The 22,413-nt window shown below is 52.0% G+C and carries 13 protein-coding genes; 10 read left to right on the top strand and 3 right to left on the bottom strand.

Annotation, left to right across the window (positions count from 1 at the left end; translation table 11 throughout):
- The first annotated feature begins 31 nt into the window (after positions 1-31).
- From gyrA to HRU73_RS08970, 6 genes are read left to right on the top strand one after another with little or no spacing between them, the layout of a single operon-like run.
- Positions 32-2,578, top strand: a complete 2,547-nt coding sequence (gene gyrA, locus HRU73_RS08995) for a DNA gyrase subunit A (protein WP_287398465.1) — start codon at positions 32-34, stop codon at positions 2,576-2,578.
- 17 nt (positions 2,579-2,595) lie between these two features.
- Positions 2,596-3,702, top strand: a complete 1,107-nt coding sequence (gene serC, locus HRU73_RS08990; RefSeq protein WP_287398464.1) for a 3-phosphoserine/phosphohydroxythreonine transaminase — start codon at positions 2,596-2,598, stop codon at positions 3,700-3,702.
- On the top strand, positions 3,695-4,906 hold the full coding sequence (locus HRU73_RS08985; RefSeq protein ID WP_287398463.1) for a 3-phosphoglycerate dehydrogenase family protein: 1,212 nt from the start codon (positions 3,695-3,697) through the stop codon (positions 4,904-4,906). The genes serC and HRU73_RS08985 overlap by 8 nt, the downstream gene beginning before the upstream one ends.
- A 37-nt stretch (positions 4,907-4,943) precedes the next feature.
- Positions 4,944-6,011: a prephenate dehydratase gene (gene pheA / locus HRU73_RS08980; RefSeq protein ID WP_276678935.1), complete on the top strand. Its 1,068-nt coding sequence runs from the start codon at positions 4,944-4,946 to the stop codon at positions 6,009-6,011.
- 43 nt (positions 6,012-6,054) lie between these two features.
- On the top strand, positions 6,055-7,173 hold the full coding sequence (hisC, locus tag HRU73_RS08975; protein WP_041356386.1) for a histidinol-phosphate transaminase: 1,119 nt from the start codon (positions 6,055-6,057) through the stop codon (positions 7,171-7,173).
- A gap of 22 nt (positions 7,174-7,195) precedes the next feature.
- Entirely contained in the window at positions 7,196-8,098 is a 903-nt protein-coding gene (locus HRU73_RS08970) for a prephenate dehydrogenase (protein ID WP_287398462.1), read from the top strand.
- Positions 8,099-8,135: 37 nt separating this feature from the next.
- On the opposite strand, the gene xerC is transcribed toward HRU73_RS08970, so the two are convergent.
- From xerC to HRU73_RS08955, 3 genes are all read right to left on the bottom strand, one after another.
- Positions 8,136-9,101, bottom strand: a complete 966-nt coding sequence (gene xerC, locus HRU73_RS08965) for a tyrosine recombinase XerC (RefSeq protein WP_287398461.1) — start codon at positions 9,099-9,101, stop codon at positions 8,136-8,138.
- The gene (locus HRU73_RS08960) at positions 9,085-9,786 is read right to left on the bottom strand and encodes a DUF484 family protein (RefSeq protein WP_287398460.1); all 702 of its coding nucleotides are present in this window, start codon (positions 9,784-9,786) and stop codon (positions 9,085-9,087) included. Before HRU73_RS08960 ends, xerC begins: the two co-directional genes overlap by 17 nt.
- A gap of 518 nt (positions 9,787-10,304) precedes the next feature.
- Positions 10,305-11,348, bottom strand: a complete 1,044-nt coding sequence (locus HRU73_RS08955) for an IS481 family transposase (protein WP_287398330.1) — start codon at positions 11,346-11,348, stop codon at positions 10,305-10,307.
- Between the two features lie 193 nt (positions 11,349-11,541).
- On the opposite strand from HRU73_RS08955, the gene HRU73_RS08950 reads away from it, so the two are divergent.
- The 4 genes from HRU73_RS08950 to HRU73_RS08935 all read left to right on the top strand — a co-directional run bounded on the left by HRU73_RS08950 (position 11,542) and on the right by HRU73_RS08935 (position 22,361).
- The gene (locus HRU73_RS08950) at positions 11,542-12,456 is read left to right on the top strand and encodes a helix-turn-helix domain-containing protein (protein ID WP_287398459.1); all 915 of its coding nucleotides are present in this window, start codon (positions 11,542-11,544) and stop codon (positions 12,454-12,456) included.
- A 476-nt stretch (positions 12,457-12,932) separates the two neighbouring features.
- Positions 12,933-20,771, top strand: a complete 7,839-nt coding sequence (locus HRU73_RS08945) for a SpvB/TcaC N-terminal domain-containing protein (protein WP_287398458.1) — start codon at positions 12,933-12,935, stop codon at positions 20,769-20,771.
- A 416-nt stretch (positions 20,772-21,187) separates the two neighbouring features.
- Positions 21,188-21,598 (top strand): REP-associated tyrosine transposase, encoded by a 411-nt coding sequence (locus HRU73_RS08940; protein ID WP_287398457.1) that lies wholly within the window; start codon positions 21,188-21,190, stop codon positions 21,596-21,598.
- 511 nt (positions 21,599-22,109) lie between these two features.
- Entirely contained in the window at positions 22,110-22,361 is a 252-nt protein-coding gene (locus HRU73_RS08935; protein ID WP_287398456.1) for a hypothetical protein, read from the top strand.
- Positions 22,362-22,413: the final 52 nt, after the last annotated feature.

Here is a 22,413-nt window from a genome sequence, read left to right as displayed (position 1 = left end):
CATTTCACCACACCACTAAAGCGATTCATACATGGAACAATTCGCCAAGGAAACCTTGCCCGTCAGTCTCGAAGACGAAATGCGGCGTTCTTACCTCGATTATGCGATGAGCGTCATCGTAGGCCGGGCCTTGCCTGATGTGCGCGATGGGCTGAAGCCGGTACACCGTCGTGTACTTTATGCCATGCATGAACTATCCAATGACTGGAATCGCCCGTATAAAAAATCCGCACGTATCGTCGGGGATGTCATCGGTAAATATCATCCGCATGGTGATACTGCCGTCTATGACACGATCGTGCGCATGGCACAGCCTTTTTCTCTGCGTTACATGCTGGTCGACGGGCAGGGTAATTTTGGTTCGATCGATGGTGATAATGCCGCGGCAATGCGTTATACCGAAATCAGAATGTCGCGTATTGCCCATGAATTACTGGCTGATCTCGACAAGAACACAGTCGATTTCGGGCCCAATTACGATGGTTCCGAGCAGGAGCCACTGATCCTGCCGGCCAAAATACCCAATCTGCTGATCAATGGATCATCCGGCATCGCGGTGGGGATGGCGACCAATATCCCACCTCATAATCTGGGTGAGGTCATTGACGCCTGCCTGTTGCTGCTGCGTGATCCTGACGTGGATATCGCCGAATTGATGGCTTGTATCCCGGCACCGGATTTTCCAACTGCAGGCATCATTTACGGTATATCCGGAATCAAAGACGGGTACCAGACCGGAAGAGGGCGTGTCATCATGCGCGCCAGAACGCATTTTGAAGAGCTCGATAAAGGTAATCGCCACAGTATCATCATCGATGAACTGCCTTATCAGGTGAATAAAGCCAATTTACTGGTGCGTATCGGTGAGCTGGTAAGAGATAAAAGGATAGAAGGTATTTCCGATCTGCGCGATGAATCGGATAAATCCGGTATGCGCGTGGTCATCGAACTCAAGCGTGGAGAAGTACCCGAAGTCGTCCTGAACAATCTGTATAAAGAGACACAGATGCAGGATACATTCGGCATCAACATGGTTGCGCTGGTCGATGGACAGCCCCGTTTGCTCAATCTGAAGCAGATGCTGGATCATTTCCTGCGCCATCGTCGTGAAGTCGTGACGCGGCGTACTTTATTCGAACTCAGAAAGGCGCGGGAACGCGGCCATTTGCTGGAAGGACTGGCGGTTGCTTTATCCAATGTCGATGAAATCATTGCGCTGATCAAAGCTGCTCCGACCCCGGCAGAGGCTAAAAAAGGCCTGATGGCCAGAACATGGCGATCCTCGCTGGTTGAAGAAATGCTTCGCCGTGCAATGATCGATGCAGCAGTATTTCGCCCTGAAACGCTGGCAGCCGGGTTCGGGATGTCAGACCAGGGTTATCGTTTATCCGATGCACAGGCCCAAGCGATTCTCGATCTCAGATTGCAGCGACTCACCGGACTGGAACAGGAAAAAATCGTTTCGGAATACAGAGAAATACTCGACAAGATCCGGGATCTCCTCGACATACTGGCAAATCCGGAACGGATTACCACCATCATTGTGGAAGAGCTGACGGCCATCAAAGGGCAGTTTGGGGATCCCCGGCGCAGTGAAGTAGTGATAGATGCGCAAAATTTGAATACTGAAGATCTGATTACGCCTGCCGATATGGTGGTGACCCTGTCACATGCGGGCTACATCAAATCCCAGTTGCTGGACGATTATCGTGCGCAGAAACGCGGAGGGCGCGGCAAGCAGGCAATCACTACCCGAGAGGACGATTTCATCGACAATCTGTTTATCGCCAATACGCATGATTTCATTCTGTGTTTCTCCAGCCTTGGGCGCGTCTACTGGATCAAGGTTTACAATGTGCCGCAAGGCAGCCGTACTTCGCGGGGCAGGCCGGTGAATAATCTCGTGCCACTGGAACAGGATGAAAAGATCAATGCTGTGCTGCCAGTCAAATCATTTGACGATACCCGTTACGTATTTATGTCAACTGCCGGTGGTACGGTCAAGAAAACACCGTTGTCAGAGTTTTCACGGCCGCGTACCAATGGAATCATTGCAATCGACCTCGATGAGGGAGATTATCTGATCGGCGTTGCGCTGACCGAAGGCAAGCATGATGTCATGCTCTTTTCTGATGCTGGCAAAGCGATGCGTTTCGATGAGAACGATGTGCGTCCCACCGGGCGTAATGCACGCGGGGTAAGGGGTATGAAGCTTGGAGCAGGGCAGCAGGTCATTTCACTGCTGGTTGCAGATAATGAAAATATGGCGGTATTGACCGCGACTGAGAATGGCTACGGCAAACGTACACCTATTACCGAATATACCCGGCATAACCGGGGTACTCAGGGTATGATCGCGATTAACACCAATGTTCGTAACGGTAAAGTTGTCGCTGCACAATTGGTTGAATCCAGTGATGAAATCATGCTGATTACCACGGGTGGCGTCATGATTCGCACTCGCGTCAGTGAGATTCGTGAAATGGGCCGGGCAACTCAGGGAGTGACACTGATCAATCTGGATGCAGGTGAGAAACTGGCCGGACTGGAGAGAATCGTCGAAACGGATGAGGATTAGCTCAACCTGGTGAACCAATGAGAAAAATCTACAATTTCAGTGCAGGTCCGGCAGTACTGCCGGAGGAAGTGTTGGAGCAGGCTCGCGAAGAAATGCTGGACTGGCACGGCAGTGGCATGTCAGTCATGGAAATGAGCCATCGCGGGAAAGAATTCATGTCCATCGCGGACGAAACCGAATCTGCTTTGCGCGAGCTGGCGGGCATTCCGGATCACTATAAAGTACTCTTTCTTCAGGGGGGAGCATCCAGCCAGTTTGCCATGGTGCCGATGAATCTGCTCGGCAAGAAGGGCAAAGCGGATTATGTCAATACCGGTCAATGGTCGGCAAAGGCCATCAGTGAGGCCAAAAATTACGGTTCTGTCCAGATCGCAGCTTCGTCGGAAAGTGATGGTTTCAATTCGATTCCACCGCTGGCGCAATGGCATATCTCGCCTGATGCGGCTTATGTACATTACGCGTCCAACGAGACGATCGGCGGAGTCGAATTTCAGTGGACGCCTGATTTATCCGCAGTAGCCGGTGACAACAAAAACATTCCGCTGGTTGCCGATATGTCCTCCAATTTCCTGTCGCGCCCTTTCGATGTCAGCAAGTTCGGGCTGATTTACGCCGGAGCACAGAAAAATGTCGGTCCTGCCGGGTTGGTGGTGGTGATCGTTCGTGAGGATTTACTGAATATTCCACCGCTTGCCGGAACACCCGCTATGTTCCGCTATAAAACGCATGCAGATAATGCTTCAATGTACAATACGCCTCCCACTTATGCCATTTACATCATGGGGCTCGTCATGGAATGGCTGAAAAAACAGGGCGGACTGACTGCGATTGAACAGCGTAACATTGCCAAAGCCAAACTGATCTATGATCTGATCGATGTCAGCAGTTTTTACCATTGCCCGGTCAATCGGGCAGATCGGTCCAGGATGAATGTTCCGTTCACACTGAGTGATTCCGGTCTCGATGACGCATTTCTGAAACAGGCTCAGGCACATGGCCTGATTCAATTGAAAGGGCACCGGTCGGTCGGCGGTATGCGAGCCTCGATCTATAATGCCATGCCGTTGGAAGGTGTACAGACATTGGTGACCTTCATGCGGGAATTCGAGAAAAATCATGCCTGATGATACCCAAAGAATCACCCGGATCCTTACACTGAACTCGATTGCCCAGGTCGGGCTCAAGCGTTTTCCTGCACATCTTTTTCAGATCGGCAGCGACATTACCGGTCCTGACGTGATACTGGTACGTTCCCATAACCTGCATGATATGGAAATACCTGAAAGCGTTATTGCAATCGGGCGTGCCGGTGCCGGAACCAATAACATCCCCGTCAACCAGATGAGCGCACGCGGCATCCCGGTTTTCAATACGCCGGGCGCCAATGCCAATGCAGTCAGGGAACTGGTGCTGGCAGGCATGTTGATGGCATCGCGTAATCTGATACCGGCTTTACGCTTCGTCGAAACACTGGAAGGCGATGATCAGTCTTTCAACCTTCAGGTTGAAGCAGGCAAAAAACAGTTTTCCGGCCTGGAATTGCCGGGGCGGACACTGGGTGTCATCGGTCTGGGCAAGATCGGACGGCAGGTGGCCGATATCGCAATCAAACTTGGAATGAAGGTGCTCGGGTATGATCCGAAAATTACCATCGATTCTGCATGGAGTTTGCCTGCCGAAGTACAGAAAGCAAACCAGATCGAGGATCTGATACGCCGCAGTCAGTTTATTTCGCTGCATGTGCCACTCAACGACTCCACTCGTCATCTGATCAACGATGCACTGATCTCCTGCATGCAGAAGAACACCATTCTGCTCAATTTTTCGCGTGACGCGATCGTTGATGAAGACGCCGTGCTGACTGGTATCAAAAGCGGGGTCATCCGGTACTATGTTTGTGATTTTCCCGGCCGGAAACTGCAGCAACAGCAGGCAGTCGTTACTTTGCCCCATCTCGGCGCTTCCACGCGTGAGGCTGAAGAAAATTGTGCCATGATGATTGCTGACCAGATCATGGATTATGTTACGAACGGTAACATTTCCTATACCGTCAATTTTCCGGATGTCGTCATGGAACGCGGAACACCGTATCGGGTTGCCGTTGCCAATGCCAATGTTCCTAATCTGCTGGGGCAGATATCGACCTGCATGGCAGATGTCGGTCTGAACATCCACAACATGGTGAATAAATCCCGCGGGGAAATGGCCTATACACTGGTCGATACCGACAGAGCAGTTCCACAGGAAACCATCGATGCGATTGTCCGGATTACGGGTGTACTGATGGTGCGCTATCTGCCGATATCAGAATCTTCTGAACGGGCATGAAACCAAAAAAATCCAGGCAAATACATTACCCACATTGATGACAGAACAGCTTAAACAACTGCGCAATGAAATCGATGCAGTCGATGATGAGTTGCTCCGATTGATCAGCACTCGCGCGCGGCTTGCACAGCAAGTCGGCCGACAGAAATCCGGCACTGCTTATCGTCCTGAGCGTGAATCACAGATTTTTTCCCGTCTGCAGCAATCCAATCCGGGGCCGTTGCGAGATGAGCACATTGTGCACCTGTTTACTGAAATCATATCGGTTTGCCGTGCGCTGGAAGAGCCCTTGACTGTTGCTTATCTGGGGCCGCAGGGCACATTTTCGGAAGAAGCGGTTACCAAACGTTTTGGCAGTGCTGTTACTTCACTGCCTTGCAGTTCGATCGACGATATTTTTCGCAAGGTCGAATCCGGCGCTGCCAGCTATGGTGTCGTTCCGGTTGAAAATTCTACTGAGGGAGCAGTCGGTAGAACCATGGATCTGCTGTTGCAGACACCGTTGAAGATATGTGGCGAGCTCGAGCTGCCTGTACACCAGTGCCTGATGGCACAACAGACTGATCTGACCGCTATTCGAAAAATTTATTCTCACCCGCAGTCATTTGCACAATGTCAGGTATGGATCAACGAGAATTTGCAAAGTCTGACGGCTGTCGACCGGATCGATGCCGCCAGTAATGCAGATGCTGCCCGTCAGGCTGCCGCCGACAGCAGTGCCGCAGCCATTGCCGGAAAGAAGGCTGCCGAAGTATTCGGGCTGAAAGTTTGTGCCGCTAACATTGAGGATAATCCGAATAACACAACTCGATTTCTGGTCATTGGCAGTCAGGATGTTGCGCGTTCCGGGAGGGATAAAACTTCACTCGCCATGGCTACGCATAACCGGCCCGGTGCGGTGCACGAGCTTCTTGCACCCTTTGCACGCTATCAGGTCAGTATGACCCGCCTGGAATCACGTCCTTCGCGTGCCAGTCTGTGGGAGTATGTTTTTTTTACCGATATTGCAGGACATCAGGAAGATGAAAATGTAGCCAGGGCACTGCAGGCACTGCGTGATAATACAACCTTTCTGAAGATTTTCGGTTCTTATCCTGCTGCATGAATCGATAAATTCCTGAACAAGATACTATTTACTTTTAAATATGATGAATCTCAGTGAACTGGCTCCGGACTATATCCGGGCAATTCAGCCCTATCAGCCCGGTAAACCAATCTCAGAATTGGTTAGAGACCTGGGGCTGAATAAAGATGAAGTAGTCAAACTGGCTTCCAATGAAAACCCGTTGGGTACCAGTCCCCTGGCAAAGGAAGCCATGATCCAGGCGCTCAACGAATCGGCCCGGTATCCGGATGGCAGTGGTTTCGAGCTCAAGGCAGCGTTGTCTGAACGGCTGGGCATGCCGGCCGACCAGATCGTGCTGGGCAATGGCTCCAACGATGTACTTGAACTTGCCACTCGCATTTTTCTGCACCCGGATTCAACCGCCATCTATTCCCAGTATGCCTTCGCCATCTATCCGCTGCTGGCCCAGGCTGTTGGTGCCAGAGGTATTGCCGTCCCCGCCCGTAATTATGGCCACGATCTCGAAGCCATGCTGGCTGCTGTTACGCCGGAAACCCGTATCATATTCATCGCCAATCCTAACAACCCTACCGGGACATTGTGTGACGCCAGGGATCTGCTGCGTTTTATGGAACGTGTTCCGCAGGATGTACTCGTGATACTGGATGAAGCCTATGACGAATATCTGCCGGAAGCAAACAAGGCAAACAGTATCGCGTGGTTGAAGAATTTCCAGAATCTGGTCATCACCCGTACTTTTTCCAAAGCTTATGGTCTTGCCAGTGTACGCGTTGGCTTTGCGCTGGCACATGCTGATATCGCCAATCTGATGAATCGTATTCGCCAGCCGTTCAATGTAAACAGTATCGGTCTGGCGGCTGCACAGGCAGCGCTCAAGGATGTTGAATTTGTCAAACTTGCCTATATGACGAATCGTACGGGCATGCAGCAGATGACTCATGGCCTGGACCAGCTCGGTATCGAATATATTCCTTCCTTCGGTAATTTTGTCTGTTGCCATATCGACGGGCATCCGGCTAATACGCTGAAAATATACAGAAATCTGCTGCAGCAGGGGGTCATCGTGCGCCCGCTGGGTAATTACGACATGCTCAACCATTTGCGGGTAACCATTGGAATCGAAGAAGAAAACAAGCGGTTCCTGCAAGCGCTGGAACAGGCATTGAAAGAACTGGATTGAGCAGCAACACAAATACCTGATCATGGCTTTTCCCGCCATTTCAAAACTAGTCGTTGTCGGTGTAGGGTTGATCGGTGGTTCATTTGCGCTGGCACTGCGCCGGGCTGGCCTGGTGGATCGTGTCGTCGGCATGGGTCGCAGTCCTGAAAACATGCAGCGTGCCCTTGAGCTGGGCATCATCGATGAACAAACGAGCGACTTTGCCGCAGCATTGTCCGGTGCAGATTTCGTATTGCTCGCGATTCCCGTAAAACAGACGGCCGGTGTCATGCAGCAGATGGCGCCTCATCTGAAAGCCCATACCATCATTTCTGATGTTGGCAGCACCAAACAGAACGTAGTCCATGCTGCCCGTGCCAATCTGGGTAAGCGGATTGAACGTTTCATCCCTGCACATCCCATTGCGGGTACTGAATTCAACGGTGCAGAAGCCGCCTTTCCTGACCTGTTTCAGGATAAACCCGTGATTCTGACGCCGTTGCAGGAGAATGATCAGCAGATCGTCGATCGTGTTGCTGACCTTTGGCAACACTGCGGTGCCAGTGTTTCATCCATGCTGCCGGAGCAGCATGATCAGCTACTTGCTGCAATCAGTCACCTGCCGCACATGCTGGCATTTTCACTGATGCAGCATATTCATACCCTGAGCCAGACCTTGAGCGAGGGGGATCCACTGGCACTGCTGCGCTTCGCCGGCAGCAGCCTGAATGATATGACCCGCATTACCGCCAGTTCCCCGGAAATGTGGCGTGATATCTGTCTTGAAAACCGTGCGGCATTGCTGGCACAAATTGAAACCTATCAGCAGGAGCTCTTCGGGTTGCAGCAGATGCTGGCCGATCATGATGGTGAATCGCTGGAAAAATTGTTTGCAGAAGCACGTGCCATCCGGCAGGCCTGGTCAGCCTTCAGAAACCAATCCTGATCACCCGGTTGAATTCGTACCGGCTCCTGACAAAAATCTAACCGGTTTTAGGTCTCTTTTTGGCACGAGGATGGGCCTGATCGTAAATCTTGGCCAGATGCTGAAAATCCAGATGGGTGTACACCTGCGTACTGCGAATGCTGCTGTGGCCGAGCATTTCCTGAACTGCGCGCAAATCGCCACTCGATTGCAGCAGATGGGAAGCGAATGAATGGCGAAGAGCATGCGGGTGTACCCGGTCATCGAGATTCTGCAGCCGGGCACGCTGATGCAGGCGGATAGCGATGGTGCGCGGGTGGATACGCTGGCCGTGCCGTGACAGAAACAAGGCAGTTTCACCGGGTGCCAGCCATGCACTACGCAGTGGCAACCAGGCTTGCAATGCACGCAGTGCGGGTTCCCCCACCGGTACAATGCGGGTTTTGTCGCCTTTACCCGTAACACGTACGATACCTTCGCTGAAATCGATATCGGTCGGTTGCAACCGGGTCAGTTCAGCCAGCCGCAATCCGGATGAGTAAAACAGCTCGAACATGGCCAGATCGCGTGTCGCCAGTGCATCAGCGGGATCAAAAGCCAGCAGTTGTGCGGCTTCATCCGGTGAAAGCGCATGCGGCAGCTTCCGTGGCGATTTGGGGACGCGTATATCCTGGCAGGGATTTTCGGTATGGTGATGATGGCGCATCAGATAACGATAAAACCCACGCCAGGCGGATAACATGCGCGCCAGGCTTCTGCCGGAAAGACCGCCATGATGCAAGTGCGCGATGAAATGGCGGATATCGTGCGAATGCAAGCGGGTCAGCGAAGCGTCAGTGACTTCATGCCCGTTTTCATGTTCACTTTGATGCTGAGCGGCAATGCAGCATACCAGTGCAACCAGATCACGCCGGTAGCTGTGTTGAGTCAGCAGGGAAAGACTGCGTGTGCTGGCCAGATAAGTCAGATACTCGCTCAGCAGTGGCGGCAGGGGTGTATCACGCTCATCATGAGGCTGATTCACGATTGGCTGCTCCGGGAGTTTGCTGTATGAGGCGCATGATCGAACTGCTCACCATATCTCCCAGCCGTTCCAGATAAAGTGTTCCCATGTCCGGATAAAAGCGTTCTGCCTCCGGGCTGGCCATCACCAGCAGACCAAAATTACTTTGCTTTTTCAATGGAATGACGGCAAAGGATTTCAGATATTCCGCATCCTGAGCAAACCATTGCCTGATTTCGTCATCCACCTCCGGTCCGCAATAAGGGCGCAGCATTCCCTGTGCAAGGATACGTACATTGTTGCTGATCGGACCGAATTCAGGAGAAGGCAGATCCGCCTCGGTGCCAAATTCATCGATCTGCCACAAGCGCAATACGACATGCGGAATGGAAAAATCTTCGCACAGATGGTATTGCAGCTCGTGCAGCAGTTCGGGCAGTGAACCGAAACCCAGCAGTGCAACCGTCAGGCGATGCATTTTTTCACTGATGGCATCGTTGTTTTCACCGACATCGATCAGCTCCTGCAGCCTGTTCTGCAACAATTTGTTTTTCTCGCGCAGCATTGCTACCTGCCGCTCGTTGATCGAAATGACACGGCCTTCGTAAGGATGTGGAAAACGGAGTGATTCCAGCAGATCAGGGTGTTCCTCAAAAAATTCCGGGTGGTCCTGCAGATATTGAGTGATTTCCTCAGGTGTGGTCATGGGTGCATTCGTTTCATTGTTACAGGGCAAACATCTTACCACGGCGGGATATCGATATGTGTCAGGCATCTGATTGCCTTCAAGGAGTCAAGGATGCTGGTGTATTGACTGCCCTGATTGCTGTGATGTCGTTTTAATTTGGATGCTTCTATAAAACCCTGTTTGGCTCGATCGGAATGACAATGAAATTTCTTGTCACTGTACCCATGTTAGATAAAAATCGGGTTTAAGGAAATTATGTGCTATTTGTAACAGATATGTAACAGGCGATATTATTTAATATGGTTAATTCTTATGATAAGCGAATGATATCGGGTGCGATTGGTTCGCAATATGGAAGAAGAGGTGACAGAAAAGACAGGCTGGAATGAAGCAATGACATAACAGATAAATATCCTGGGGGGAATACAGTGAGCGAAGGAGCCAATATTGAGATAAATGAGGTTCTGATATGAGCTGTAGTAGTTGAGATCTGATCTGACAGTTACCCGATTTGACGAGTGCCTGTTAGATCAGATTCAGTTATTCAATTCGGTAATTTTATCGTCCCATATCTCCTTTGCGTCAATTAAAGTTTGCATCGGGGTGCGTCCACAGCACATTTTTCCCTGGTGAGTCCGCACACTGTTGTAGTACGCCATCCAATCATCCAGATCGTGTTGTAACTCTTCAATGGACTGGTAAATCTTGCGCCGGAATGTCACCTGGTAGAACTCCTGCAAGATGGTTTTGTGAAAGCGTTCGCAAATACCGTTGGTCTGCGGATGATTGGCTTTCGTTTTGGAATGTTCGATGTCATTGAGTGCCAGATAAAGCTGGTAATCATGATTTTCCGGCTTGCCGCAATATTCGGTACCGCGGTCGGTCAGAATGCGAATAATGCCCATACTCTGTTCAGCAAAGAACGGCAGTACCCGGTCATTGAGCATATCAGCTGATGTAATTGGTGTTTTGTTGGTATACAGCTTCGCTGCTGCCCACTTGGAATAAGTGTCGACGAAGGTTTGCTGGTAAATTCGTCCCACACCTTTGAGGGTACCGACGTAAAAGGTATCCTGACTACCGAGATACCCGGGGTGAGCCGTCTCAATTTCGCCTTGAGCAACATCATCTTCCTGCTTCTTCTCCAATGCTTGCACCTGTGCTTCGGTCAGCACTGCCCCAGTCTCAGCAATATGTTTCTCCAAGGCTGACAGACGCTTCTTGAACGATTCCAGATTCTGGCGCAGCCATACCGAACGGACACCAGACGGAGAAACAAAAATTCCATGCTTACGCAGTTCGTTGGAAACACGAACCTGACCAAAAGCCGGTTGCTCCAGAGCAAAGGCCAGGATCGCTGCTTCCGTCGCTTCTTCTACACGGTTCTTGATATTGGGCTTACGTCGGTTTGCATCTATCAGAGCTTCAACACCTCCTGTTTCCACAGCTGCCTGATAGCGATAGAAAGTATCGCGAGAAAAACCCATCACCTTACAGGCACGGGATACATTGCCAAGCTCAGCTGCCAGATTAAGCAAGCCAATCTTGTGTTTAATGATTTTATGATGAACACTGCTCATGGGATTACTCCTTTACGCTTTCGCGTTTGGTTGATAAAGATTCGCACCTCTATCAAACCGGGTAATCCCACCTCTTGGCAAGACCTGCTGTCAGATCAAATCTGAACTACTACATATGAGCCGATTGAAACCTCCCTCCTGCGATTTCCCTGAAAGTGAACCTGTATCTGTATTTCAGGATATTCATGCTGCCATGATCAGTACGGATACCCCATCTTATCCGGACCCGTCCTCTTTCATGGAGATGGCCGGGCAGCTACTGCCTAATCTGAGAGTGTATGCAGTCACTGCAGCATCCCAGCATACTCATGACCCCGCTCCCGCTGAGAACAGCAATAACCTGGTACTGCTGGTGCCACTCGATGGAATGGCAGTCATCAATGGGGAAAGTAGTGATCCTGTCTGTTGCCAGCCTGGAGAAGCCTTACTGATACCGATTGATTTGATCCATCAGGTACATATTGCCGATACGGTATCCCTTGCAATTATCGATATCCCGGCCACGCTGATCGCCCCCCGGGTTTCCAATCGGGATGGATTCCTGATAAAGAAAGTCACCAGCGCCTCCATGCCAGCATTACGTTTGCTGGTTGGCTATACAAAAATGCTGATACAAATAGGAGACAGCTTGTCTCCGGACCTTACTTTACTGGTTTCCACACAGATACACGATCTGGTTACGCTGCTGTTTGGTGCGAAACGGGAAGAGGCACAAGTTACGGGCAAATGCCATTTACGTGCAGTACGACTCGAGGCGATCAAGCGTGACATCCTGGAACATATCACCGAAAGTGAATTGTCCATCAGCCAGGTCGCCCTACGCCAGGGCATATCGTCCCAATATATACGTACCTTGTTTCACAGCGAAGAAACCACCTTTGCTGATTATGTGACTGAATTACGCCTCGATCAAGTCTATTGGCATTTGCGCAGTCCTGTGTATAGCGATTGCTGCATCAGCACGTTAGCGTTTGATATGGGTTTCAATAATCTTTCCTGGTTCAACCGTGCTTTTAAACAGCGATTCGGCCTGACCCCTTCGGAAGTGCGAAATTTATCCCGGCAATCTGCAGGCTGTAATTCCATTCCCAAATCAAAAATGACATGAAGGTGAGCCACAGACGGTATAAATAATACGGCAAGGTGAAGCCGATAAATTTAGTTTTGATTTATAAATGGAATAACAACGTTTCTTCCTAAATCCTCTTTTTCATCCGTTGCTGTGCCAGATGATTGCAGCTTCCTGCAGATCAATAAAGGACACACGGATTCTTCAGCAAAAGACTTCTCATTTCAGAGAAAGCAATCCGGGTAATCATAGTAGCGCTCAGTATTACTTCATGTAGCGCTCAGTAGTAGATCGATTCCTTGATTCAATCAAAAATATATCAACCAGAAATGACATCAGCAATTTTTGTTATATAACCTGATTGATAACAATGAATAAATAAAAACTGAAATATTTCAGCCAAATTTTATAAAAATTTGAGTCATGTACAGTTCCTGTGTGGAAATTAAATGACTTATTAAATCACACTCAGATTTATCTTCAGGTACGTACCGGAATGTTTCTAGGAGATCCGGATGGAAGGCAAACCCAGTAAAACCGCAAACCAGGACAGTGAAGCATCGGACAAAGATTCCTTCACGCTATCCGCCCCCAAGATAGAACTCCCGAAAGGCGGGGGTGCGATCCGTGGCATGGGCGAGAAATTCGCCGCTAATCCGGTAACCGGTACGGGTTCCATGTCGGTGCCGATTGTCACCAGTCCGGGGCGCAATGGTTTTGGGCCCGAACTATCTCTTTCTTATGACTCCGCTTCAGGCAACGGGCCGTTCGGTTTTGGCTGGAGCTTGTCGCTGCCGTCTATCACTCGCAAAACTGACAAAGGTTTGCCCCAGTATCTGGATGGCCATACCCATCAGAATGATTCGGATACTTTTATCTTGTCCGGTGCGGAAGATCTGGTGCCGGAATATCAGAAAGATCATCACGGCCAGTGGCTCATGATGGAAGGCAAGTATGTTGTAGACATTATGCCTCCTCGTGTAGTCGATGGCGTTAGTTACATCATTCGTCGCTACCGCCCCCGCATCGAAGGTTTGTTCGCACGGATCGAGCGTTGGACGAATGTTAATGATTCCAGCGATGTCCACTGGCGTTCCATCTCCAAAGACAACATCCTCACGCTCTATGGCCTGGATAGCCAGTCGCGCATCGCCGATCCTGCTAATCCAGAAAGGATTTTTAGCTGGCTGATCTGTGAAACGCGCGATGACAAAGGCAATGCTATCTTGTACGAATATCGTCAGGAGGATGATACCGGTGTCGATCTGATGCAGGTCAATGAGCGCAACCGCTCACGTACCGCCAATCGCTATATCAAGCGCATCCGCTATGGCAATCAGAGAACACTGCTCATCGAGGGCCGCCGGCCTGTCTTTTTATCCACTGACCAGCTTGAAGCAGCTCACTGGTTGTTCGAAGTCGTCTTCGATTATGGCGAGGATCATTATCAGCTTGTTCCTTTGGACGATACGCTTCCCAGCCTTGCACAACGCCCAAGGATACAGGCAGCAGCAGCGCCACTTAATTCATCCTGGCCGGTACGCCCAGATCCATTCTCCAGTTACCGTGCGGGTTTCGAAGTGCGCACCTATCGCCGCTGTCAGCGTGTACTGATGTTCCACCATTTCGCCGAATTGGGCGCTCATCCGTACCTCGTGCGTTCTACCGAATTCGATTACGCCGATTTTCCCTATCCCTTAAATCCCACAGCAGATAACGAGCCTTTGCCCGAGATCGAACTCGGTCACGAAGGCAGCACCCGCTTTGCTTCGTTCATCCAAGGTGTTTCGCAATCCGGTTATCTGCTTGACGACTCTGTTCCAGGTGAAAGTGGAGTTTTGAATGATCGCCTCAGAAAATACACCTACTTCAAAAAATCGCTGCCGCCGCTGCAATTCAAATATAGCAAAGCAAAAATTAAAGAAACGATCGATGAACTGGATGCCGCAAGCCTGGAAAATCTGCCCATCGGACTGGATGGCAGCCATTATCAATGGGTCGATCTGGATGGTGAGGGCGTGACCGGCATATTCACCGAGCAGGCCAATGCCTGGTTCTATAAACCCAATCTTGGCGGCGGCAAGTTCGGTCCGTTACAACCAGTAGCACGCCAGCCCTCGCTGGCAGCGCTCAGTGGCGGCAATCAGCAATTGCTCGATCTGGCGGGCAACGGCCAGCTCGATCTGGTGGCATTCGGCGGTCCCACGCCCGGTTTTTATGAACGCACCCACGATGAAGACTGGGAATCTTTTCGATCTTTCAAAACATTGCCCAATATTCCGTGGGACGAGCCCAACCTGAAATTCATCGACCTGGATGGTGACGGCCATGCCGATATACTCATCAGCGAGCATCAGGTCTTCACCTGGCATCCCTCCCTGGCGGAAGACGGCTTCGCACCCGCCCGCCAGGTTACCCAGCCGTTGGATGAAGAACACGGCCCCCGGCTGGTGTTTGCCGATGGCACCCAATCCATCTACCTGGCCGACATGTGCGGCGATGGCCTGACTGATCTGGTGCGCATTCGCAATGGCGAAGTCTGCTACTGGCCCAACCTCGGCTATGGCCATTTTGGCGCCAAAGTCACCATGGACAATGCACCGTGGTTCGATCATCCCGACCAATTCAGCCAGCAGCGCATCCGCCTGGCGGATATCGACGGCTCCGGCACCAACGATATCCTCTATCTGCACCGCGACGGCGTAAGGCTTTATTTCAATCAATCCGGCAACCGCTGGAGCGTGCCGCATCACCTGCATCAACTCCCCGGGATCGATAACCTGACCTCGATCATGACCGCCGACCTGCTCGGCAACGGCACTGCTTGCCTGGTGTGGTCTTCTTCCCTGCCGGGTGACAGCAGGCGCCCGCTGCGCTATCTCGATCTGATGGACGGCAAAAAACCACACCTATTGACTCGGATCGACAACAATCTAGGCGCAATTACCAAAATCGACTACGTTTCTTCCACTCAGTTTTATCTTGCTGACAAAGCCGCGGGCAAACCCTGGATTACCAAACTGCCCTTCCCGGTGCACGTGGTCGAACAGGTCAGCATCGAAGAAAGCTGGCGCGAGACATGCTTTACCACCCGCTACAGCTACCATCACGGTTATTTTGACGGGCATGAGCGCGAGTTTCGCGGCTTTGGCCGGGTCGAGCAAGTGGATGTCGAGCATTACGGTGAATTTACCGCGGGCAATACCGCCAGTCCATACATTACCGACGATCACCAGCTTTACCAGCCACCCATCAAAACCATCACCTGGTTCCACACCGGTGCATTCCTGGACCGGGAACGCATCCTGTCGCAATTCCAACAGGAATACTTCCGATCCGACCACTTTATAGAAAACACACTGCCGGAACCCGATCTGGCTGCACAGAATCTCTCAGCGGAAGAATGGCGCGAGGCGCTGCGTGCCTGCAAAGGCATGATGCTGCGCCAGGAAATTTTTGAACTGGATGTCGATGCATTGGAACGAGGAGAAGAACAGCGCGTCAAGCTATTTTCGACCGCCTATCACAATTGCCACATCCAACGGCTGCAACCGCGCGCAGATAATCGCCATGCGGTCTTTCTGGTCACCGAGAGCGAGGCCATCACCTACCACTATGAACTCGATTTGCGTGATCCGGCCATTACGCCCGATCCGCGCATCGCGCACACGCTGAACCTGCGCACCGACGCATACGGCAATGTGCTGGAATCCGTCGCCGTCGCCTATCCCCGCATCGGGCGGCATACCGAAGCGGATACTGACACTGTGCTGTTGCCCGCCGACACGCTCGACCGTATCCGTGAGGTGCAAGGCAAACCCCACCTGGTCTATAGCGAAAACCGCTTCACTGAGGATATCGACGATCCGCACGATCCCGCTAATCCGCCCGATCTTGACAATCATCGCCTGCCGCTGCCTTGTGAAGTCAGGACGTATGAACTGACCGGACTCGAACCGGAAGCAGGCGAATTGTATTATTCCCTCGCCAATCTCCGGCAAGCGCCGATTGCCGACCCTGCCAACGAACTTCCCTATCACCAGCTTACGGGGCCAGGCGGTCTGCAAAAGCGTTGCGTCGAACACGTACGCATGCTGTATTTCGACCACAATTTGCGCGATGCGCTGCCATTGGGAAGACACAATACGCTGGCATTGCCCTATGAAACCTACAAACTCGCGCTGACGGAAGACTTGCTGGAAACGATCCTGGGTGAGAAGCTGAACGACCTGCAAGCCTCCGGCGAAAGACGCCAAGCCATGTTTGAACGCGTCCTGCGTGCGGGCGGCTACCATAACTTTCCTGATGAATCGGATCACTGGTGGATACGCTCTGGCACCGCTGGATTTACCCTGGAAGGTGAGCAACACGCGGCACAACACTTCTACCTGCCCGAACGCTACATCGACCCGTTCGATAACGAAACCGTGCTGGAATACGATGGCAGCTACGATCTCTACATTCGCTCTAGCCATGACCCGATGGGTAATGAAACAGCCATCGAGGCCTTCGATTACCGCGTACTGGCCCCCAGCCGGATGCGTGATATCAACGACAATCGCACCGAGGTAGCCTTCGATACTCTCGGCTTGCCCGCCGCCATGGCGCTCAAAGGCAAACCGGATAGAAACGAAGGCGACAACCTGGATCTTGCGCCGCCCGACCTGGATACCGCAACCCTGATCCGTTTCTTCACCGGCGATTACAGCGAAGCCGAAGCGCGCACATTGCTCGGTAGCGCTACCGCGCGCCATCTGTATTATTTTGGCGAACAACTTGTTGATGGCGAAATGGTTTACGGTAATCACCCGGCCTGTGCAGCCGGGCTGATGCGTGAGACTCACGTTGCCGATTCAGGTGGTGCGGACAGTAAGCTGCAAGTAAATATCGAATACAGCGACGGCATGGGGCAGGTGCTGATGGCGAAGGCCAAAGCCGAAGGCGGCCCTATTCCCGATGTCACGCCCAATCCGGCGCTACGCTGGATTACCAGCGGCAAAACCATCCTTAACAACAAAGGCAAGCCGGTCAAGCAATATGAACCATATTTCACCGTTTCTCAACGATTTGAAGAACAGGCAGAAGTCGGTGTCACGCCCATTATGTATTACGACGCGGCAGGTCGCCTCATCCGCACCGAAGCGCCGGACGGCAGCTACAGCCGGGTGGAATTCACGCCCTGGTTCATGGCAACTTGGGACGCGAACGACACAGTGCTTGAAAATGGAAATGCCTGGTATGCGGCGCAGAATCCGCTCGACCCCACGCGCGCCATACCCGTCGATATGGCGGGTCAGCCATTGGCCACACCGCAGCAGCAGGCGGCCTGGCGGGCAGCGCAGCATGCCAATACGCCCACGACGGTTTTCCTGGATAGCCTGGGCCGGGAGGTGATCAGTGTCGCCCATAACCGCTATCGGGATGGCGATGGTGTCATGCGTAATGAAAAATACGCCACCTACACCCACCTCGATGCCGAAGGCAAACCACTGTGGATACGCGATGCACGCGGTAACCGGGTCATGGAATACATCAAACACAATGCATCCGGCACCGGGCCGGAATATTTCCCCGCCTACGACATTGCGGGCAACCTGTTGTTCCAGCACAGCATGGACGGTGGCGACCGCTGGATGCTGATGGATGCCACCGGCCAGCCGCATTACGCTTGGGATGAAAATGAGCGTACCGGCGAGGATGGTGAGGCTCCATTGGAACATCGCATCTACCACACGCGCTACGACCCACTGCGCCGCCCTCTGGAACAGCGTTTGCGAATTGGCACAGCAGACTGGCAGGTAACGGAACGGCTGGTCTATGGCGAAAGCCTTGGAGAAGCAGCCAAGGCGCGCAACCTGCGCGGGCAGGTTTATCAGCACTACGATCCCAGCGGTTTGATTACTAATGAATGGTTCGACTTCAAAGGCAACTTGCTCGAAGCGACGCGCCAGCTCGCCAGCGCCTATGCCGCTTCCATCATCCATTGGCCGGAAGATCCGCCAGAGAGTGCATTTGAACCAGAAATCTTCACCCAGCGCACGCAATACGACGCGCTCAACCGCATGACCGAGCTGCAGAACTGGCACCGGCAAGACCGGTCACCGGCGGTATATCGTCCACAGTACAACCAGCGCGGCATCCTGGCTGGAGAAACTCTGACCGTGCGAGGTGAAGTAAAAGAAGCAATTCGTAAAATTGAATACGACGCCAAAGGTCAGCGGATGCTGATCGAATATGGCAACGATACCGACACTCATTATGACTACGATCCGCTCACTTTCCGCTTAAAGCAACTGCGTACCACCCGCCCGATCAGTGATCTTGCCTTCCCGGAGTTTCACTCCAATTTGGTGGAAGAACGGATCGTCCAGCAGCTCAACTACACCTATGATCCGGCAGGCAACATCACCGAGATTTACGACGAAGCCTACCAGCCGGTATTTTTCCGCAATCAGCGCGTCGAACCGCGCAGCCGCTATACCTACGATGCGCTCTACCGGCTGATCGAAGCCACCGGGCGTGAAAACTACCATGCGGAGGACCCGCCGCCGCAACGTCCGCCTGAACCCGCACCGGTGGATTTTCATTTAGATGGCAATGTGCTGCGTAACTACACCCAGCGCTACCAATACGACTCTGTTGGCAACATTCTGCAAATGCGCCATACCGCTGATCGTGGCAGTTGGACGCGCAACTATCAGTACCACCTGCACAGCAACCGCCTGCTCGCCACGCAAAACGGCAGCAGTCTGGATTATGTACGCTACGTAGAAGCGAATGCAGTCACGCTCAATGAGCGGTATAGCTACGACACCCACGGCAGCATGCGCAATCTGGCCAATGTATCGGAAGAATTTTACTTGCATTGGGATACGCGCGACATGATCCACGCACTCGATCTGGGCGGAGGCGGCTGGGCGTATTACCAATATGACAGTAACAAGCAACGTACACGCAAGCGCATCGAGCGCAGCAATGGCGGCCGTACGGTGGAAGAGCGTTTTTATCTCGGTGGCATGGAATGGTATCGCCGCTGGCTCAACGGCAATCTGGTGGAAGAAATCGAAACGCATCACCTGTTCGTGGACGATCAACGCGTGTTGATCGTGGAGGATGTGATTGAAACGAATTCTGATCTACCTAGAGGCGTGCTGGATCGCTATCAGTACGGCAATCACCTCGGTTCAGTCGGACTGGAGCTGGATGGTGATGCACGGATTATTTCGTATGAGGAATACCATCCGTACGGGACGACGGCGTATCAGGCGCGTGGACGGGATGTACGGGCTGTCGCTAAACGGTATCGGTATACCGGGATGGAGCGGGATGAGGAGAGCGGGTTGAGTTATCACACGGCTAGGTATTATTTGCCTTGGTTGGGGCGGTGGGTGGGTCCAGATAAGATTGGCGTACGCGCTGGAATTAATTTTTATGCTTATTGTAAGGATAACCCTATCGCATTTACTGATCGGACAGGGAATCAGGCTAGACTTTGTGACGATGTAGATTGTGATTTTGCAGTGGATGAACAAAGTGCACGCGAGCAGGCACTCCAGCACGAGAGGATTAGAGCGAGTCAACCCCAAGCTCCCGAATTTATTGATGGAATGATAGTTCAGGATGTAGTCGAAAATGGTGAGATTGTTGGCTATACCTATACTTTTGTAGATGTTTCGGCCATAGATGATAAGCCTACACTTGCTGAATTTCTTACGGTTAATCATGCAAATGAGGAGAATCGCGACGCGCTAACCGCTTATTGGCGAGGCTTGCATCCATCGGGAGTGCGTCTTTATGTTGAGGACGCGGTCATTCCATACAATCCATTTGGCCACTCATTCTTAAGAGTTACTACAGATACCGAGGATTTGGTAATCGAACTGTGGGGAGCGGATACCGACGAAACTGCTACTGAAACAGGGCGGCCTCACATGGACCCATTCTGGCCAGATACACTTATCCGTCGAGGATTATTAGTAGAATATAGCATTCCTAATCGAGTACGTCTCGTCGAAGGTGCTGTCGAAAGACCTGCGGGAATGCGGGCAGATGATTTAACTTTTGAAAGAAGAATTATCGAATTCACAAGATTCTTTCTGGAGACGGATGATACCTCGGGTCGTCCCGAATACATACACCTTCCACTTTATCCTTCCATAAACGGATTTGTCGGGCCAAACTCTAATGGTTTTGTTCGTGCACTTGTCGAACTTGCCGGCGGCACTCTTCATACCGAGGGTGAAGCTGTTCCAGCAAGCGAAAATATTGAAGCATATGAAACCATGCTCGAAGGTCAATTTGGAGAGTTAGAAAACGCTCAAGAACGTGCAAGGCGAGCATTGGATCGATATTAGCGGATTGTCGCTACGCTCCGAATCCGCCCTACGCAAATGATCGGCGAATTGGTGTGTTGGTTTTGAATGGGGTTGGGGATGCCTGATTATCGGCGGAACTGGGTTCCGGGCGGGACGTACTTTTTTAGCCCGCGTAGGGCGGACACCATGAACCCGCGTAACCCGCGTAACCCGCGTAACCCGCGTAACCCGCGTAAGACGGAACCGGAACGGGTTCCGTCGTATGAAAACCACCACGTACCACGTACCACGTACCACGTACGGCGGATTCGCGAAGCAATCCGCCATCATTTGCGGGTCTGGTATCGGATGATTGGGAGATTACGTTTGACTATGGCGGATTGTCGCTGCGCTCCGAATCCGCCCTACGCAAATGATCGGTGAATTGGTGTGCTGGTTTTGAATGGGGTTGGAGGATGCCTGATTATCGGCGGAACTGGGTTCCGGGCGGGACGTATTTTTTTACGGTGGCTTTGCTTGAGCGAAAGCGGGATTTGCTGGTTGCGGAGATCGAGCGGTTGCGGGAAGCGGTGCGCCGGGTGAAGCGCCGGTATCCGTTCGAGATCGTGGCGTGGGTGGTGTTGCCCGACCATTTGCATTGCATATGGACGCTGCCGCCGGGCGATGCGGATTACGCGACTCGCTGGCGTTTGATCAAGCTGCTGTTCGTCAAGAGCCTGCCGAAAGGCGAGCGGCTTTCGACAGTGAGAAAACGGCGTCATGAGCGGGGTATCTGGCATCGGCCGAAGCTGAAGCAACTTCGATGTCGAGTGGAGGGAAAGCACGCGCCGCATTTGTCGGTGAACTCAATGGCGATTCAGCAATAGCGTCTACACGGAGTGGATCAGGTGGAATCGATAGCCTTCAGTCAATTGGTGTGGGAAATAGAATTACTGTGCCACTTGATGTGGTGTCCGCTGAAGGCCAAGTTCTAGAAAGCTCCGTAATAGAATTCGGAACTACTGGAGGATCAGCACCAATACCTGCACCTGATCCGAGACTGTCTCCATTTGGCGCACCAAATCCCTTCGGACACGTAATTGATAGAGCGCTTGACGCTGAAATTAAACTACTTGGTCACGGTTTGCGAGTAACGGAGGCCAGCGGTGCTGATGTATCTGGACGACTTTATTTGTGGGCAGATAGAGGTATGTGTGGTAGTTGCACTGGCAACATATTTCATTTTGAGGCGGTAAGACCAGGTGTCGAGATAATTACCAGCTTGCCGCACCCAAACATTTCTGGTGCCGGAAGCGCTACTTCAAGGCTAAGGCAGTAAACACAGAGTTGGCTCGGGGGCTCGACCCTATCGGTTGTGTGAGCTAAGCAGAGGAAAAAATGAACTTGGACCCCCAGAAATTCTTCATCGGCCTGATGGACTTCTTCTCCATCCTGCTGCCGGGCGCGCTGCTCACCTGGCTGCTGATGGGCGAGGTGGGGCCAGCCGTGCTGGGGGATCGCTATACCAAGCTCGACGGCGCACAAGCCTGGGTCGCGTTTCTGTTCGCGAGCTATCTCTTCGGCCACTTGATCTTCCTGCTCGGCTCCTGGCTGGAGAACTCTACGACTGGGCCCGGTGCTACACGCTGAATTGTGAAGAGGTATAGGTATTTGAATAAAACTGGGGTAAAGAACGCAACGC

It is taken from the genome of Nitrosomonas sp. H1_AOB3 (assembly GCF_015709435.1).
Lineage (GTDB): Bacteria > Pseudomonadota > Gammaproteobacteria > Burkholderiales > Nitrosomonadaceae > Nitrosomonas > Nitrosomonas europaea.
Note: the sequence above shows the minus strand (reverse complement) of the source record. Positions and strands in the feature narration are given on the sequence as shown.

Bases quoted from the DNA above. Each gene is read 5' to 3' on its own strand.
- gyrA (WP_287398465.1), top strand. From the start codon at position 32: ATGGAACAATTCGCCAAGGAAACCTTGCCCGTCAGTCTCGAAGACGAA.
- serC (WP_287398464.1), top strand. From the start codon at position 2,596: ATGAGAAAAATCTACAATTTCAGTGCAGGTCCGGCAGTACTGCCGGAG.
- HRU73_RS08985 (WP_287398463.1), top strand. From the start codon at position 3,695: ATGCCTGATGATACCCAAAGAATCACCCGGATCCTTACACTGAACTCG.
- pheA (WP_276678935.1), top strand. From the start codon at position 4,944: ATGACAGAACAGCTTAAACAACTGCGCAATGAAATCGATGCAGTCGAT.
- hisC (WP_041356386.1), top strand. From the start codon at position 6,055: ATGAATCTCAGTGAACTGGCTCCGGACTATATCCGGGCAATTCAGCCC.
- HRU73_RS08970 (WP_287398462.1), top strand. From the start codon at position 7,196: ATGGCTTTTCCCGCCATTTCAAAACTAGTCGTTGTCGGTGTAGGGTTG.
- HRU73_RS08960 (WP_287398460.1), bottom strand. From the start codon at position 9,786: ATGACCACACCTGAGGAAATCACTCAATATCTGCAGGACCACCCGGAA.
- HRU73_RS08955 (WP_287398330.1), bottom strand. From the start codon at position 11,348: ATGAGCAGTGTTCATCATAAAATCATTAAACACAAGATTGGCTTGCTT.
- HRU73_RS08950 (WP_287398459.1), top strand. From the start codon at position 11,542: ATGATCAGTACGGATACCCCATCTTATCCGGACCCGTCCTCTTTCATG.
- HRU73_RS08945 (WP_287398458.1), top strand. From the start codon at position 12,933: ATGGAAGGCAAACCCAGTAAAACCGCAAACCAGGACAGTGAAGCATCG.
- HRU73_RS08940 (WP_287398457.1), top strand. From the start codon at position 21,188: ATGCCTGATTATCGGCGGAACTGGGTTCCGGGCGGGACGTATTTTTTT.
- HRU73_RS08935 (WP_287398456.1), top strand. From the start codon at position 22,110: ATGAACTTGGACCCCCAGAAATTCTTCATCGGCCTGATGGACTTCTTC.